Genomic DNA, 14,113 nt, shown 5'->3' with positions numbered 1-14,113 from the left:
CCCATGCTGAAAAAAATCGCCCTTGTCGCTGGCTCCGTTCTGTTTGCCGCCAACCTGATGGCGGCAACGCCAACCAAGGCGCCACATGTTCTGCTGGAAACCACCAACGGCCAGATCGAAATCGAACTGGACCCGGTCAAAGCCCCGATCAGTACCAAGAACTTCCTTGATTACGTGGACAGTGGCTTCTACAACAACACGATTTTCCACCGCGTGATTCCGGGCTTCATGGTCCAGGGCGGCGGTTTCACTTCGCAAATGCAGCAGAAAGAAACCAAGGCGCCGATCAAGAACGAATCGAAGAACGGCCTGCATAATGTTCGTGGCACCCTGTCCATGGCCCGCACCTCGGTGCCGGATTCGGCCACCAGCCAGTTCTTCATCAACGTCAAGGACAACGATTTCCTCGACAGCGGTGACGGCTACGCCGTGTTCGGCAAAGTGGTCAAAGGCATGGACGTGGTGGACATCATCGTCAACTCGCAAACAACAACCAAAAGCGGCATGAAAGACGTGCCGGCCGATCCGGTGTTCATCAAGTCGGCCAAGCGCATCGACTGAGACTAAGCTGGACAAGGATGTCCGAGCCGTTGCCGGTCATGCCGGCAACGCTCAAACCGTTTAAAGGAGAGCCCGTTCGCGGGTGAAAAACCCATGCTTTATCGCCGTTTTGAAAAACTGATCGACGTCTTCCGCGACGCCCCGACGCCCGCTCCGCCAGATCGGGTACTGCCGTTTTATACCTATTACCTCAAGCAGGTCTGGCCGAGCTTCGCGGCCCTGTTGATCGTCGGCCTGGTTGGCGCGCTGATCGAAGTCGCGCTGTTCAGCTACCTGAGCCGCATCATCGACCTGGCCCAAGGCACGCCGAACGTCAATTTCTTCAAGGAACACAGCCTTGAGCTGACCTGGATGGTCGTGGTGGCGCTGGTCCTGCGCCCGGTGTTTGTCGGCCTGCATGACTTGCTGGTGCACCAGACCCTGAGCCCCAGCATGACCAGCCTGATCCGCTGGCAAAACCACAGTTATGTGCTCAAACAGAGCCTTAATTTCTTCCAGAACGACTTCGCCGGGCGCATCGCCCAACGCATCATGCAGACCGGCAACTCCCTGCGCGATTCAGCCGTGCAGGCGGTGGATGCGTTGTGGCACGTGCTGATCTACGCCATCAGCTCCCTGGTGCTGTTCGCCGAGGCCGACTGGCGCCTGATGATCCCGCTGCTGACCTGGATCGTTGCCTTCATCAGCGCCCTCTATTACTTCGTGCCACGGGTCAAGGAGCGTTCGGTCGTGTCCTCCGATGCGCGCTCCAAACTCATGGGGCGCATTGTCGATGGCTACACCAACATCACCACGTTGAAGCTGTTCGCCCATACCCATTTCGAGCAGCAATACGCCCGCGAGGCAATCAAGGAGCAGACTGAAAAAGCCCAACTGGCCGGCCGCGTGGTGACCAGCATGGACGTGGTCATCACCAGCATGAACGGCTTGCTGATCGTCGGCACCACTGGCCTGGCGCTGTGGCTGTGGACGCAATCGCTGATCACCGTGGGCGCCATTGCCCTGGCCACCGGCCTGGTGATCCGCATCGTCAACATGTCCGGCTGGATCATGTGGGTGGTCACCGGGATCTTCGAAAACATCGGCATGGTTCAGGACGGTTTGCAGAGTATTTCGCAACCCGTCTCGGTGACCGACCGCGACCAGGCCAAACCCTTGACCGTGGCCCGTGGCGAAGTGCGTTTCGAGAACGTGGACTTTCACTACGGCAAACGGAGCGGGATCATTGGCGGTCTCAACCTGAACATCAAGCCCGGCGAAAAAATCGGCCTGATCGGGCCGTCCGGTGCGGGGAAGTCGACCTTGGTCAACTTGCTGCTGCGCCTCTACGACGTGGAAGGCGGAAGGATTCTGATCGATGGGCAGAACATCGCCGAGGTCAGCCAGGAAAGCCTGCGCGAGCGCATCGGCATGATCACCCAGGACACGTCCCTGCTGCATCGCTCGATCCGCGACAATCTGCTTTACGGCAAACCCGACGCGACCGACGCCGAACTCTGGGAGGCGGTACACAAGGCGCGCGCCGACGGTTTCATTCCCACGCTCTCGGACGCCGAAGGCCGCACCGGTTTCGATGCCCATGTCGGTGAACGCGGGGTCAAACTCTCGGGCGGTCAGCGCCAGCGTATCGCCATCGCCCGCGTGCTGCTCAAGGACGCGCCGATCCTGATCATGGACGAGGCCACTTCAGCCCTGGATTCGGAGGTCGAAGCCGCAATCCAGGAAAGCCTGGAAACCCTGATGCAGGGCAAAACCGTGATCGCCATCGCGCACCGGCTCTCGACCATCGCCCGCATGGACCGGTTGGTGGTACTGGAGAATGGCAAGATTGCCGAAACCGGCAGCCATGCTGAACTGCTGGCCCTGGGCGGTTTGTATGCGCGGCTGTGGCAGCATCAGACCGGTGGGTTCGTCGGAATCGATTGACTCTCGGCGGCACTACAAAACGGTGGGAGCTTGTGTCCACCGTTTTGTGGTGAACATCAGGCCTGCCGATAAGGCAAAGCCGTCCGCGCCTCCTCGGCATACGCCAGCACACCCAGCCTCTCCTGCTGCAGGAAGTCTTTGACTGCTGCTTTCAACCCCGGATGGCGCAGATAATGCCAGGAGTGGGTGATCACCGGTTCGAACCCACGAATCAACTTGTGCTCGCCCTGGGCACCCGCGTCGAAGCGTTGAAAACCGCTGGCAATCGCATAATCCATGCCCTGATAAAAACAGGTCTCGAAATGCAGCCGATCGAATTCGGCCAGGCACCCCCAGTAACGACCATAGAAACTATCGCCCCCCACCAGGCTGAACGCCATGGCGACCGGCCGAGAGCCTTGCCTGGCAAACACCACGCGAATCGATTGCGGCATGCGCTCGGCCAGCAGACTGAAAAACTCCCGCGTCAGATAAGGCCTTTGCCTGCGCACCGCGTAAGTATTGGCGTAGCAAGCGTAGACAAAATCCCACTGCGCTTCTGTCAGTTGCCGTCCTTCAAGCCATTCGAAATCAAAGCCCTGCCCTGCCACTTGCTCGCGCTCCTTGCGCATTTGTTTGCGTTTACGTGAGCTGAGGGCTTCGAGGAAGTCCTGGAAATCCCGATAACCGCGGTTCTGCCAGTGGTACTGACAGCCGATGCGCTGCAACCAGCCTGGCTGTTCGGCCAGTGCCGCGTCGGTGAACGGATCGGTGAAATTGATATGAGCGCTGGAAAGCTGTTCGATCTCCAGATAACCCGGCAGGCTTTTGAGCAGTTCGAAGCCATCCTCCACCCTGGCCGCCAGCAAGCGCGGACCACTGACTGGACTGAACGGCACAGCGGTCAACAGCTTGGGGTAGTAATCGATACCGGCGCGTTCACAGGCATCGGCCCAGGCGTGATCGAACACATACTCACCATAGGAATGCCATTTGCGGTAGCTCGGCAAGGCGGCGATCAATTGATCACCTTCGACGTGCAGCAAATGTTCGGGTTGCCAGCCGGAATGGGGGCCGACGCTGCCACTGTCCTCCAGTGCGCTCAAGAATGCATGGCGCAAAAACGGCTGCGTCTCGGGCACCAGGGCGTCCCACGTTTGCGCAGCGATTTCGGACAGACTTTGCAGGCGTTGCAACGGCATCACCATCCTCACTCGTTCATGGCGTAAAAGGCCTGCCGAGTATCGCCGATCGCCATCCTTTGCACACGATCAAATCGACGACAGCGCTCTATCTCAATAGTTCAGGACGGTTTTGTATCGTCATCGACTTGCCATCGCATTGCCACCTCACTGTCATAAACCATCGCGATACTGGCGCCTGTTTTTAGAACGCCGGGGAATAGCCCGGCCCTGTTTTCCGTCCATCAATGGTCGGTTGTGCCCTGGATGGTTCAGCCATCCACTCTCATCTTCGGAGATTGATATGCGTGTTGCTTCCACGAAAACTGCGGCGGCCCTGTGTGGTGGCTTGCTGCTGGCCATGAGTGTTCCAGCCAGCGCCGCAGTCGACGCCAAACTGCTCGACATGCTCAAGGCTAACGGTTCGATTACCAACACGCAGTACAACGAACTGCAAGCAGAGTTGGCCAGGGATCAGAAGGAACAGCAGATCGCCCGCCAGGCTCAACAGGAAACCAACGAACAAATCGCGGCGACCGCCAAGAAAACCAACGAACTGAGCACCTTCGATCAGAAAATGGCCTGGGCTGCCAAGACTCAGTTCAAGGGTGACGTGCGCTTCCGTCAGGAAACCGTTCAAAACGACGGCGTATCGAACAACAAGGACCAGAACCGTCAACGCATTCGTGCCCGCCTGGGTGCCTACAGCGAAATCAACCCGCAAGTCGACACCGGTATTCGTATTGCCACCGGCAGCAACGATGACGCACGTTCCACCAACCAGAGTCTGGACAACTACTTCGACAAGAAGCAGATCTGGCTGGACCAGGGTTACGTCGACTACCACCCGGATGCGATCAAGAACCTGCACCTGGTCGGCGGCAAGATGCCACAGCAATGGGTAAGCATGGGCGACATCATCTGGGATAACGACATCAGCCCGGAAGGTCTGTCGCTGTCTTACAAATACCCGCTGAGCGGCAGCACCGAGTTGTTCGGCAGCGCCGGTCACTACACCCTCAAGGACAACGTCGACGGCGAGGGCGTGCAGTTCAAACACGACCTGCGTCTGTACGCCGGTCAGTTGGGCGGTCGCTTCGCTTTGACCGATAACCTGAAAATGACCTTGGGCGGCAGTATCTACGCCTACGACAACGCTGATAGCAGCGCCTGCCCTGGCACTGGCTCCGTCACTTCGCCGTGCGCGTTGGCCGTCAACGGCAACAGCCCGCGTGAAGAATTCAAACTGTACGAAGGCTTTGGTCAGTTGGACGTCAGCGGTCTGCCAGTGCCGCTGTCGGTTTACGGTCAATACGTGAACAACACCGAAGCCAGCAACAGCCAGGACACTGGCTGGTTGGCCGGCGTCAAGACCAAGGTCTACGGCTTCGCTATCGACTACAACTACCGCGACGTACAGCGTAACGCTGTGGTTGGTGCCTTCACCGACTCTGACTTCGCCAACGGCTACACCGGTTCGCGTGGCAGCAAGTTGAAAGTGAGCTACGAGTTGGACAAGAACTTCAACGTCGGCGCTACTTACTACATGGCGAACTCCGACTACACCAACGCCAGCATCAACAAGAAAGATTCGGACATCAACACCCTGCAACTGGATGCCGAAGCCAAGTTCTGATTCCCCGCCTTACGACCCGGGCAAGGAAGTCCGAGCCGCCTTTACAGCCTGGCGTTGGTTTGTCGGTCCCCATCATCCGTCCGATGGACCAACGCGAGTCTGTGTTCTCCTCCCCCGCCATCCCTATCGAATCAGCGACGATCCTCGACCCGCGAGTGGCTTTTGCTCCAGTCGGTCAGCAAGCTGTACGCCACCGCGAGCAACGTAGGGCCAATGAACAGGCCGATGAAGCCGAAGGCTATCAGCCCGCCAAACACCCCCAGCAATACAATCACCAACGGCAGATTGCCGCCTCGGCTGATCAGGTACGGCTTGAGCACGTTGTCCACGCCGCTGATGATGAATGTGCCCCAGATGCCCAGGAACACCGCCATCCCGTACTCGCCTTTCCAGGCCAGCCAGGCCGTGGCCGGAATCCACACCAGCGGCGGGCCCATGGGAATCAGGCTGAGCAGGAAGGTCACGATACCGAGCACCAGAGCCCCGGGTACGCCGGCAATCAGGAACCCGATCAGCGCCAGAACCGCCTGGGCCGCTGCCGTCCCGATCACCCCGTTCACTACCCGCTGCACCGTACCCGCCACCAGTTCGATGTAATACCCCGCCCGCTTGCCGATCAGGCGCTCCAGCAAGCCATGGACAAACGCCGCCAATCGTGGCCCATCCCGATAGAAAAAGAACACGAAGACAATGCTCAAGGTCAGCTCGAGGATGCCGCTGCCGATCTGCGCGCTACGCGCCAACAGCCAGTTTCCGACCTGCCCGAAATAAGGCTTGAGCGACACCATCATCGCCGCGCCCTGCTGATCGATACTGTTCCAGACTCCGACCAGTCGCGTGCCCACCAAGGGCACGCTGCCGAGCCAGGCGGGGGCTTCAGGCAAGCCATCGACCTGCACGTCCTTGATGAATGCCACGGCATCACGCACGTGGTCCGCCAGGTTGAACCCCAGCCACACCAACGGCACCGCCACCAGCAACATCCAGCCGACGGTCAATATGGCTGCTGCCAGGGACTCGCGGCCGTTGAGCCAGCGAGTCAGCAAACGCATCAGGGGCCAACTGGCAAATGCCAGCACCGCGCCCCAGAACAACGCCGACCAGAACGGCGCCATTACCCAGAAACTTGCGCCAAACAGCACCAGGAGCAGGATCTGCACCAACAGTCGGTCGTTATTGATCATCTGAATCTCTAAAAAGTCAGTCTGCAAAAGAATAGGCGAACGCGCAGAACACGCTCACCCGATCAAGCCTACCGCAGTAGTTCGACGTGCAGGCCAGAGCCTTCGACACTGCCGGCTTCCATCCGTGCCGCACGTACGCCCTGCTCGATCAGCGCCTGACGCCATGCTTCGGCTTTCGGCCCGGAAAGACTGATCCGCAGGGTGGTGTCCAGATTCAGGCCACGAGAGATCAAACGCAGCCAGGTCTCGTCGGGCGCGTCTGTCAGTTTGGGGAAATCAAGTTCGCCGGTGCTCTTGAGTTCGCGCAGCAAGGTGGCGGATGTCGGCAGCAAATCGCCCAGCGGCCCCGCAGCGTCAAACTGCTCGACGTGCAGATAGGCTTTGCGATTGCCCCGCGTGATGCTGTACAGCGCCACCAGGGTATTGTCCTTCGGAGCCGCCAGTCGCAGCAGCAAATACGCCTGTTCGTTATCGGAGCCATAGAGTTTGGCGTTGCCGAACACTTCGTTGGCCCACAGGCTGCTCTCGCCGCAATCACGGGCCTGGCACCAGAACAGCAACTGGGCGCCCTGCTTCTGCAAGGCTTCGCGGGCGTCGGTAAAGGCTTGTGTCGCCGAGTGTTCCGGTGGCAACTCGTAGGTCACCGACGTGGCGTTACCACGGGCGCTGACCTGACCGTCAAAACGCAACTGACCGCTGATCTTGCGTATCGAACCCAGCGGATAGACCCGCTCGAGTTCGGCTGCGGGGCGATAGTCGACGATCTGCGCATCGGTCATGCGCGGCAGAATCGGCAGGTCCTGACTGCCTGGAACATCGGCGGCAAACAACAGAGGACTGAAACAGCAAAGCGCCAGCAGGTTGAGGGAACGCATCGATAGGCTCATCGGATCAGCATGGCCTGGGCGCCCTTGACGACACTGGCGTCATGGGGATTGATCTTGAGAAAGTGTGCAGACTTATGTTCCTTCTTGTCCTTGCTGAAACTCGACGCTTGCACTGTGCGGGGCAGGTCGGGTTCCTCGAGCACGATAGAGACCTTGTGGCCATTCGGGGTCGCAGCGGTGTAGAGTTCTATCATGGTTGTCTCCCATTTCAACCCGCCCAGCCTCGACAGTTGCCCGGTGCAAGTCAAGGAACGGCGAAGAACCGATTGAAACAGTCTGCGACAAGATCGGCACCGGACTCGTCATTCAGGTGCAAATGGTGGCCGCCTGGCAGCTGTTCACGGCTAAAGGGTAGCCGCTCCAGCAGCTCAGGATGTTTGGCGAGCATGCCATCGGCGGCAACCACCAGCTTGGCGGGACAACTGACCCGCTGAACGAAGGCCATGGCCTGCTCGGTAGTGAGACGAAGCGGCGATGGCAGCGTGAGGCGGTTGTCCGTGCGCCAGGTGTAACCTCCCGGCACGGGCATGAGCCCTCGTTGCGCCAGCAGTTCGGCGGCTTCGCGGCTGACCGCTACCAGTCCCTTCATTCGCGCCTCGATGGCCCGATCGAGGGTGGCGTAAACCGGTTTGCGTTTGTCTCGCAGATCCAGTTGCGCTTGCAGGGCCATGCCCATGCGCTCGGCGGCATTTTCGCCTTTGTCTGTAGGGGGAATGACACCGTCGATCAATGCCAGATGAGTCACGCGCTCCGGCAGCGCTCCGGCGATGATCAAGGAAGCGATCGCGCCCATCGAATGCCCCAACAGCGCAAACCGGTTAAGTCCAAGCTGTTCGGCGACTTGCAGCACATCGTGGGCGTAGTCCCACATCGCATAACCGGCCCCCGCCGGTCGATGCCCGGAATGACCGTGCCCGGCCATGTCCAGCGCGATGATGCGCAAACCTTTGAGCCTGGGCGCCAGGCGCGCGAAGCTGTTGGCGTTGTCCAGCCAACCGTGCAGGGCGATTACCGGCAAGCCGTCCTCGGGACCGAACAGGTGCGCCGCCAGCTCGATGTGCGGCAGGGTCAGGCGGACTTCTTCGACGACATGGCTCATGCGCAATCCTGTTGGCGGCGACGGTCCCAGCGGCTGAACAGGTTTTTCAGCAGCATCGCGGTGTCTTGCGGACGTTCCAGAGGAAACATGTGGCCACCGGGCACGGTCAAGGATTCGCCCAATGGCATGCGCCCGACCGAGCTGGCGTGATGACGCATCACAACCCGACTGCTGCGCCCGCGAACCACCGCCAGCGGCACTTTCAATTGCCGTGTTCGGCCGGGGCTGGTGTGGGGAACGCCACGGTAGATACTGATTTCCGTGGCCGGGTCGAAGCGCAGGCGCAGCTTGTCGCCCACCTTGTGCAAACCATGTTGCAGATAGGCGTCGAAGCAGTCCGGATCGAAGCCGCGAAAAAGGGTCTTGCCGGCGAAATAGAGCCGGGCGCTTTCCAGATCGGCGAACTCTTCACGCCGTCCCAGGGTGCGACCGGCCGGGGTCAGGCGATCGATGAAACCGAAGCGCTTGGCGGCCCGGATAACCCACTGGTCGGTACGGGTCAGCACCGGCGAATCGAGCATCACCACGCCACGATAGAGATGAGGGCAGCGCAACGCCGCGTGCTGATGCAGTACGCCGCCAAAGGAGTGGCCGACGCCCCACACCGGTTCGGGCTGCTGCTCCAGATGATGGATCAATTCGTCCACCAGGTTGTACCAATTGTCATCCGCCGGGAAACGCGGGTCATGGGCGTGCTGCTCCAGATGCGTCACCTGATACTCGGGCGCCAGCGCCGCGAACAACTTGCCATAGGTCCCCGAAGGAAACCCGTTGGCGTGGGCGAAAAATATCTGCTGCGACATACCGACGATCCATCAACGAAAACAGAGCTCGATTGTCCGTAAGTCCGCGCCATGCAGCAATGACCGTAACTGACAGGAATGATGACAGTCCGGTCAAACCCATGAAGCCCTGGCTTGCTCGCGTTCGGCTGCATAGTAGCGGTCATGGGCAGATGTCCCGGGTGAATGTGGTTGGGGCCGCTTCGCGACCCGACGGGAGCACGCTCCCTCGCCACAACACATGGATCAACGCGCCGGCGGATTTTGCCCCAGCGGCACCACAGCCATGGTCAACCGCGACACACAACTGGCCTTGCCCTCATCGCTGGTCAGCCGAATGTCCCAGACATGGGTCGTACGGCCGATGTGAATCGCCTTGGCCACCGCTGTCACCCGCCCGCTGCGCAGGCCACGCAGATGGTTGGCATTGATTTCCAGGCCCACGCAGTAAAACTTGCTGGCATCGATACACAGGTAACTGGCCATGGAGCCGACCGTCTCGGCCAGCACCACCGAAGCGCCACCGTGCAAAAGACCGTAAGGCTGATGGGTGCGATGATCGATGACCATGCTCGCGGTCAGGGACTCGTCATCAAAGGCTTCGAAGCGGATATCCAGCACTTCGCCAATGGTGTTTTTCTGGATGGCGTTCAATTGCTCGATGTTGGGAGTGGTGCGCCACAAACTCATCGCTGACTTCCTTTGTTGGTTTTGTTCGTGACTCAATCCTGCCACAGCACTGCCTCGCTGCGCTCGCTCCATTCCTCGAAACGGGCGCCATAAGCTGCTTCGATCACGTTGCGCTTGATTTTCAAGGTTGGCGTGAGGAAGCCGTTTTCCACCGCCCAGCTATCCTTGACCACCACCAGACGCCGCAAGCGTTCGTGCTTGTCGAGGGCGCCATTGACCTCATCCAAAAGCTGTTCCAGGCTTGAGTGCAGGCCGGCGCGCGCCGCGCCGCCCGCATCCTGCTGCCCGACCGCCGACAGTACGCACAACCCCAGTGGCGCAATCAGGCCATCGCCGACTACACACACCTGCTCAATGCGCGAATGCACCGCCAGACGATTTTCGATGGGGGCCGGGGCCACGTATTTGCCTTTGCTGGTCTTGAAAATTTCCTTCAGGCGCCCGGTCAGGCGCAGGTTGCCTTCGGCGTCTTGCTCGCCCTTGTCGCCGGTGCGCAGGAAGCCATCCTCGGTGATGGTGTCGGCGGTTTTCTGCGGCTCCTTGAAATAGCCGAGCATGGTCGCGCCGCTACGGACCAGGACCTCGCCCGAATCGTCGATGCGCACCTCGACCTCCGGACAGGGCTTGCCGATCCAGCCCGGTTTGTTCTGACCCGGCAGGCCAATGTGCGAGTAACCGCAGCTCTCGGTCATGCCATAGACCTCGAGCACATCCAGCCCGAGCTTGCGGTACCACGACAGCAAGGCCTGAGGCACTGGCGCCGCGCCGGAGAGGGCCACGCGCAAGGCATCCAGCCCCAGGCCGGCGAGGACCTTGTGCCCGACTCGTTTGCCGACGATCGGCAGGCCGAGCAGAAAATCCAGGCGTTTTGCCGGAATCTTGCTGTAGACGCCCATCTGGAATTTGGTCCAGATTCGCGGCACGCCGAACAACGCGGTCGGCCGTGCGCGACGCAGGTCGTCGAGAAAGGTGTCGAGGCTTTCAGCGAAGAACACTGTCTGACCGGTGTAAATCGATGCCAGTTCGACGAACATCCGTTCAGCGACATGACACAACGGCAGGTAGGACAACAAGCGGTCCGACTCATTGAGGCCGAATAATTGGGTGCCCCGGGTGGTGGCAAATCCCAGGTTGGCGAAACTGTGCATCACGCCTTTGGGCATGCCGGTGGTGCCGGAGGTGTAAATGATGGTCGCGAGTTGATCGGCGGCGGGTTTGGGGTCGTCCTGGATCGGCGAACTGCGCTGCAGATCGGCCCAGCTGAAATCGAAGGTGCCCGGTGGATGCAACGGCAGGCTGATCGTCGGCAAATCTTCGCGGACCCCGCGGGACATGCCCGGCCAGTCGTCCAGTTTGCCGATAAAGGCCAGTGCCGCTTCCGAATGATCGAGCACCTGGGCCACGGACTCGGCGGTGAGGTTGGGGTACAGCGGCACGGAAACGTGGCCGGCCATCCAGATTGCCAGGTCGGCAATGATCCAGTGGGCGCAGTTTTTCGAAATAAGCGCGATGTGACTGCCCTGGGGCAGTTCCCGCGCACGCAACCAATGGGCGGCGCAGCGGGCCTGATGGCCGACGTCGGCCCACGTCAGTGTCTCGACCTGTCCGCCGCCGATGGGTTGAACCAGAAAGCGCTGTCGGGGATGACGGGCCTCACGCTCGTAGAAGACATCCAGGGGCAAACGAAAAGCAGCAGACATGCGACTCGCTCCTTATTTTTGTTCTGGAGCAAGCGTAGCTAACCAAGCAAGTGCTTGGTTAGCTATTTCATACAAAATTTTTCATGCTGGGTCGAAGCCCTGCGCCTATAAAGCAAAGCAACGCCATTACGGATGCTTGATTCCTGCGAGCTTCATCGACCCGATCAGCAACTCATCACCGCTGATTTCAGCCAGTCCGGCAGTGCCGACCTTCTCCGGCGGATACCCGGCGCCATGTTGCAGGTAGCTCAGCAAGTGACCCACCAGCGGGTTGTGGCTGACCAGCAGGACATTGCTCACCGACACCAGTTGTTCGGCCACCTTGTCCGGATCGGTTTCCGGCGTCAGCCACTCGACGGTACGGATCTCCGGTTCGAAAGCCAGTGCCTCGCGTACAAGCTGTGCGGTTTCCTGCGCTCGCAGGTAAGGGCTGGCATAGATAGCGGTGAGCGGCTGGCCGATCAACAACGCAGCGCTGCGCAGGACTTCTTCACGACCGTGAGCGGTCAGTGCCCGCTCCGAATCATGGGATTTGGAGCCGTGAGGTTCAGCCTCACCATGACGCAATACCCAGAGTTTCATAGCTTGGGTTCCTCATCTCGAGCCGGATGCGAGGCTGGCGGCACGGCGTGTGGCGCTTCACCTTCCGGCGTACGCGGTGTTGGCCAGTCAGCGAACGGCCAGGGTTTCTGATCGCTGTGAAAACTGCCGAAACGACCGATCTGCGCCAGAAACTGGCTCAGGCTGTCGCCGAAATTCATCAGGGTTGCGTTCGGGGCGCCGTAAATCAAACGATAGATCAACTGCACCAGCACCACCGCGCCAAGGATGAACTGCGCCACTTGCCAGACCAGTACGAAGACGACCATCCACAACACCCGCAACAGGATGGACTCGTATTTGGCTTGTACTTTTTGATCGCTCATGTCTCGCTCCGTTCCTGTTACATAGAGGGCTTAGTTGAAGCCACTGGTGAAAATGAAATCGACGTCCGTCTTCGGCTCGGCGCGCATCAGCAGCTCAATCACCTGCTCCAGCGTGCGCCCTTCGAACAGGATCGCATGCAGCCCGGCGACCAGCGGCATATACACGCCGACCTCCTGAGCCTTGGCCTTGAGCACTTTCAGGGTGTTGACGCCTTCAGCGACCTCGCCCAGGCGATTGACCGCCTCGTCCAGGCTCAAACCCTGGCCGAGGGCGAAGCCGACCTGATAGTTGCGGCTTTTCGGCGATGAACAGGTGACGATCAAATCGCCGACGCCCGCCAGGCCCAGGAACGTCATTGGGTTGGCACCCTGATTCACCGCGAAGCGGGTCATTTCCGCCAATGCCCGGGTGATCAGCATGCTCTTGGTGTTTTCTCCCATGCCCAGCGCCACCGCCATGCCGGCGATGATCGCGTAGACGTTTTTCAACGCCCCGCCCAGCTCCACACCGAAACGATCGGCACTGGCATATACGCGAAAGGTGCGCCCGTGCAACGCCGCCTGAACCCGCTGGCAGAGCTCTTCGTCTTCACTGGCGACCACGGTGGCGGTCAGTGCGTGTTCGGCGACTTCGCGGGCCAGGTTCGGCCCGGACAACACGCCGATGCGTGCTTGCGGAGCGATTTCCTCGAGGATCTCACTCATCAGTTTGAAAGTGTGGGCTTCGATGCCTTTGGTCAGACTGACCAGAAACTTGCCGCGCAAACGCTCGGCATGCGGGGCCAGCACCGAGCGCAATGCGCTGGACGGCAGCGCGACGAAACACAGGTCGCAGGCGTCCAGGGTGGCTTGCAGATCGGTGACCGGTGTCACACCGGGCAGAATCTTGATGCCTTTGAGGTAACGCGGGTTCTCACGATTGACCCGGATGGCCTCGGCCTGCTCGGGGTCACGCATCCACTGCAAGACCTGATGACCGTTTTCGGCCAGCAGATTAGCCACGGCGGTACCAAAACTTCCGCCTCCCAGGACCGCAATCGGGCGCTGTTCAGTCATATGCAATCCGTTAATCCATACCAGTGGCGATGTCGGCATTATACGGAGCGGCCCAGTGGCGGCCAGCCCCCGCGTCAATTAGCGGCGCACGTACAAAAAAGTCCGATAAAACCGTGGAAGACGCTGACATCGTGAGTAGAAAAGTCGTACAGCTCGGTTAACATGCGCGCCATCACTCGCTAACAAGGAAGTGTTGTGCCCCTGGGTTCCCCTTCACCTCGCTCGCCGCAGGTACTGGCGCTCGCCTTCAGCTCGCCGGACCTGTTCGAAAACCACGTCAACCGGCGCTCCCGGGTCACCCACCTGACCCGTGCGGCCTATGGCCGGTCCAGCGCCCGCTGTTTCGTCCAGACGCGCGGCCCCGGCAACCTCGATCAAGAACACATGCGCTCCCGCGAACTGGGCTATAACGGTTTTTCGCCGAATGGAGCCTGGCCATGGATATGAAGCTGTTCTACGACGACGAACGTCGAGCGATGTACTTCAGTAAGGAGCTGGCGTTTTAA

General features: G+C 60.0%; 13 protein-coding genes and 2 pseudogenes. 4 read left to right on the top strand and 11 right to left on the bottom strand.

What is annotated here, in order from left to right; genetic code table 11:
- Window positions 1-3 precede the first annotated feature (3 nt).
- Together ACX3YF_RS14805 and ACX3YF_RS14800 are read left to right on the top strand one after the other, a co-directional pair.
- Window positions 4-561 carry a peptidylprolyl isomerase gene (locus ACX3YF_RS14805; protein WP_090464300.1) on the top strand — a complete coding sequence of 186 codons (558 nt, stop codon included), beginning with the start codon at window positions 4-6 and terminating at the stop codon, window positions 559-561.
- A gap of 93 nt (window positions 562-654) precedes the next feature.
- Entirely contained in the window at window positions 655-2,487 is a 1,833-nt protein-coding gene (locus tag ACX3YF_RS14800; protein WP_130209524.1) for an ABC transporter ATP-binding protein, read from the top strand.
- Window positions 2,488-2,543: 56 nt separating this feature from the next.
- Here ACX3YF_RS14800 and ACX3YF_RS14795 read toward each other — a convergent pair whose 3' ends face one another.
- The gene (locus ACX3YF_RS14795) at window positions 2,544-3,668 is read right to left on the bottom strand and encodes a GNAT family N-acetyltransferase (protein WP_458973882.1); all 1,125 of its coding nucleotides are present in this window, start codon (window positions 3,666-3,668) and stop codon (window positions 2,544-2,546) included.
- Between the two features lie 283 nt (window positions 3,669-3,951).
- Here ACX3YF_RS14795 and ACX3YF_RS14790 point away from each other — a divergent pair, with 283 nt between their 5' ends.
- On the top strand, window positions 3,952-5,283 hold the full coding sequence (locus tag ACX3YF_RS14790) for a putative porin (RefSeq protein WP_130209520.1): 1,332 nt from the start codon (window positions 3,952-3,954) through the stop codon (window positions 5,281-5,283).
- A 131-nt stretch (window positions 5,284-5,414) separates the two neighbouring features.
- On the opposite strand, the gene ACX3YF_RS14785 is transcribed toward ACX3YF_RS14790, so the two are convergent.
- The 10 genes and pseudogenes from ACX3YF_RS14785 to ACX3YF_RS14740 all read right to left on the bottom strand — a co-directional run bounded on the left by ACX3YF_RS14785 (window position 5,415) and on the right by ACX3YF_RS14740 (window position 13,607).
- The gene (locus ACX3YF_RS14785; RefSeq protein ID WP_130209518.1) at window positions 5,415-6,467 is read right to left on the bottom strand and encodes an AI-2E family transporter; all 1,053 of its coding nucleotides are present in this window, start codon (window positions 6,465-6,467) and stop codon (window positions 5,415-5,417) included.
- Between the two features lie 68 nt (window positions 6,468-6,535).
- Window positions 6,536-7,342, bottom strand: coding sequence for a DUF4892 domain-containing protein (locus ACX3YF_RS14780; RefSeq protein WP_130209516.1), 807 nt, complete (start codon window positions 7,340-7,342; stop codon window positions 6,536-6,538).
- Between the two features lie 53 nt (window positions 7,343-7,395).
- A pseudogene (locus tag ACX3YF_RS14775) lies at window positions 7,396-7,548 on the bottom strand (thioredoxin domain-containing protein); the annotation flags it as partial.
- Window positions 7,549-7,598: 50 nt separating this feature from the next.
- Entirely contained in the window at window positions 7,599-8,453 is an 855-nt protein-coding gene (locus ACX3YF_RS14770; protein WP_130209514.1) for an alpha/beta hydrolase, read from the bottom strand.
- The gene (locus ACX3YF_RS14765) at window positions 8,450-9,256 is read right to left on the bottom strand and encodes an alpha/beta fold hydrolase (protein ID WP_458973881.1); all 807 of its coding nucleotides are present in this window, start codon (window positions 9,254-9,256) and stop codon (window positions 8,450-8,452) included. The genes ACX3YF_RS14770 and ACX3YF_RS14765 overlap by 4 nt, the downstream gene beginning before the upstream one ends.
- A gap of 225 nt (window positions 9,257-9,481) precedes the next feature.
- Complete coding sequence (locus ACX3YF_RS14760) at window positions 9,482-9,925, bottom strand: hotdog fold thioesterase (protein WP_047532207.1); 444 nt, start codon at window positions 9,923-9,925, stop codon at window positions 9,482-9,484.
- Between the two features lie 32 nt (window positions 9,926-9,957).
- Window positions 9,958-11,625, bottom strand: a complete 1,668-nt coding sequence (locus ACX3YF_RS14755) for an AMP-binding protein (RefSeq protein WP_458973880.1) — start codon at window positions 11,623-11,625, stop codon at window positions 9,958-9,960.
- A gap of 126 nt (window positions 11,626-11,751) precedes the next feature.
- Entirely contained in the window at window positions 11,752-12,207 is a 456-nt protein-coding gene (gene sixA, locus ACX3YF_RS14750; protein ID WP_130209506.1) for a phosphohistidine phosphatase SixA, read from the bottom strand.
- The gene (locus tag ACX3YF_RS14745) at window positions 12,204-12,551 is read right to left on the bottom strand and encodes a DUF4389 domain-containing protein (protein ID WP_458973879.1); all 348 of its coding nucleotides are present in this window, start codon (window positions 12,549-12,551) and stop codon (window positions 12,204-12,206) included. The genes sixA and ACX3YF_RS14745 overlap by 4 nt, the downstream gene beginning before the upstream one ends.
- A gap of 30 nt (window positions 12,552-12,581) precedes the next feature.
- Window positions 12,582-13,607: an NAD(P)H-dependent glycerol-3-phosphate dehydrogenase gene (locus tag ACX3YF_RS14740; protein ID WP_458973878.1), complete on the bottom strand. Its 1,026-nt coding sequence runs from the start codon at window positions 13,605-13,607 to the stop codon at window positions 12,582-12,584.
- Between the two features lie 243 nt (window positions 13,608-13,850).
- On the opposite strand from ACX3YF_RS14740, the pseudogene ACX3YF_RS14735 reads away from it, so the two are divergent.
- Window positions 13,851-14,071, top strand: a pseudogene (locus tag ACX3YF_RS14735) (TonB-dependent receptor); the annotation flags it as partial.
- Window positions 14,072-14,113: the final 42 nt, after the last annotated feature.

The organism is Pseudomonas fluorescens group sp. PF-69, assembly GCF_054481235.1.
Note: the sequence above shows the minus strand (reverse complement) of the source record. Positions and strands in the feature narration are given on the sequence as shown.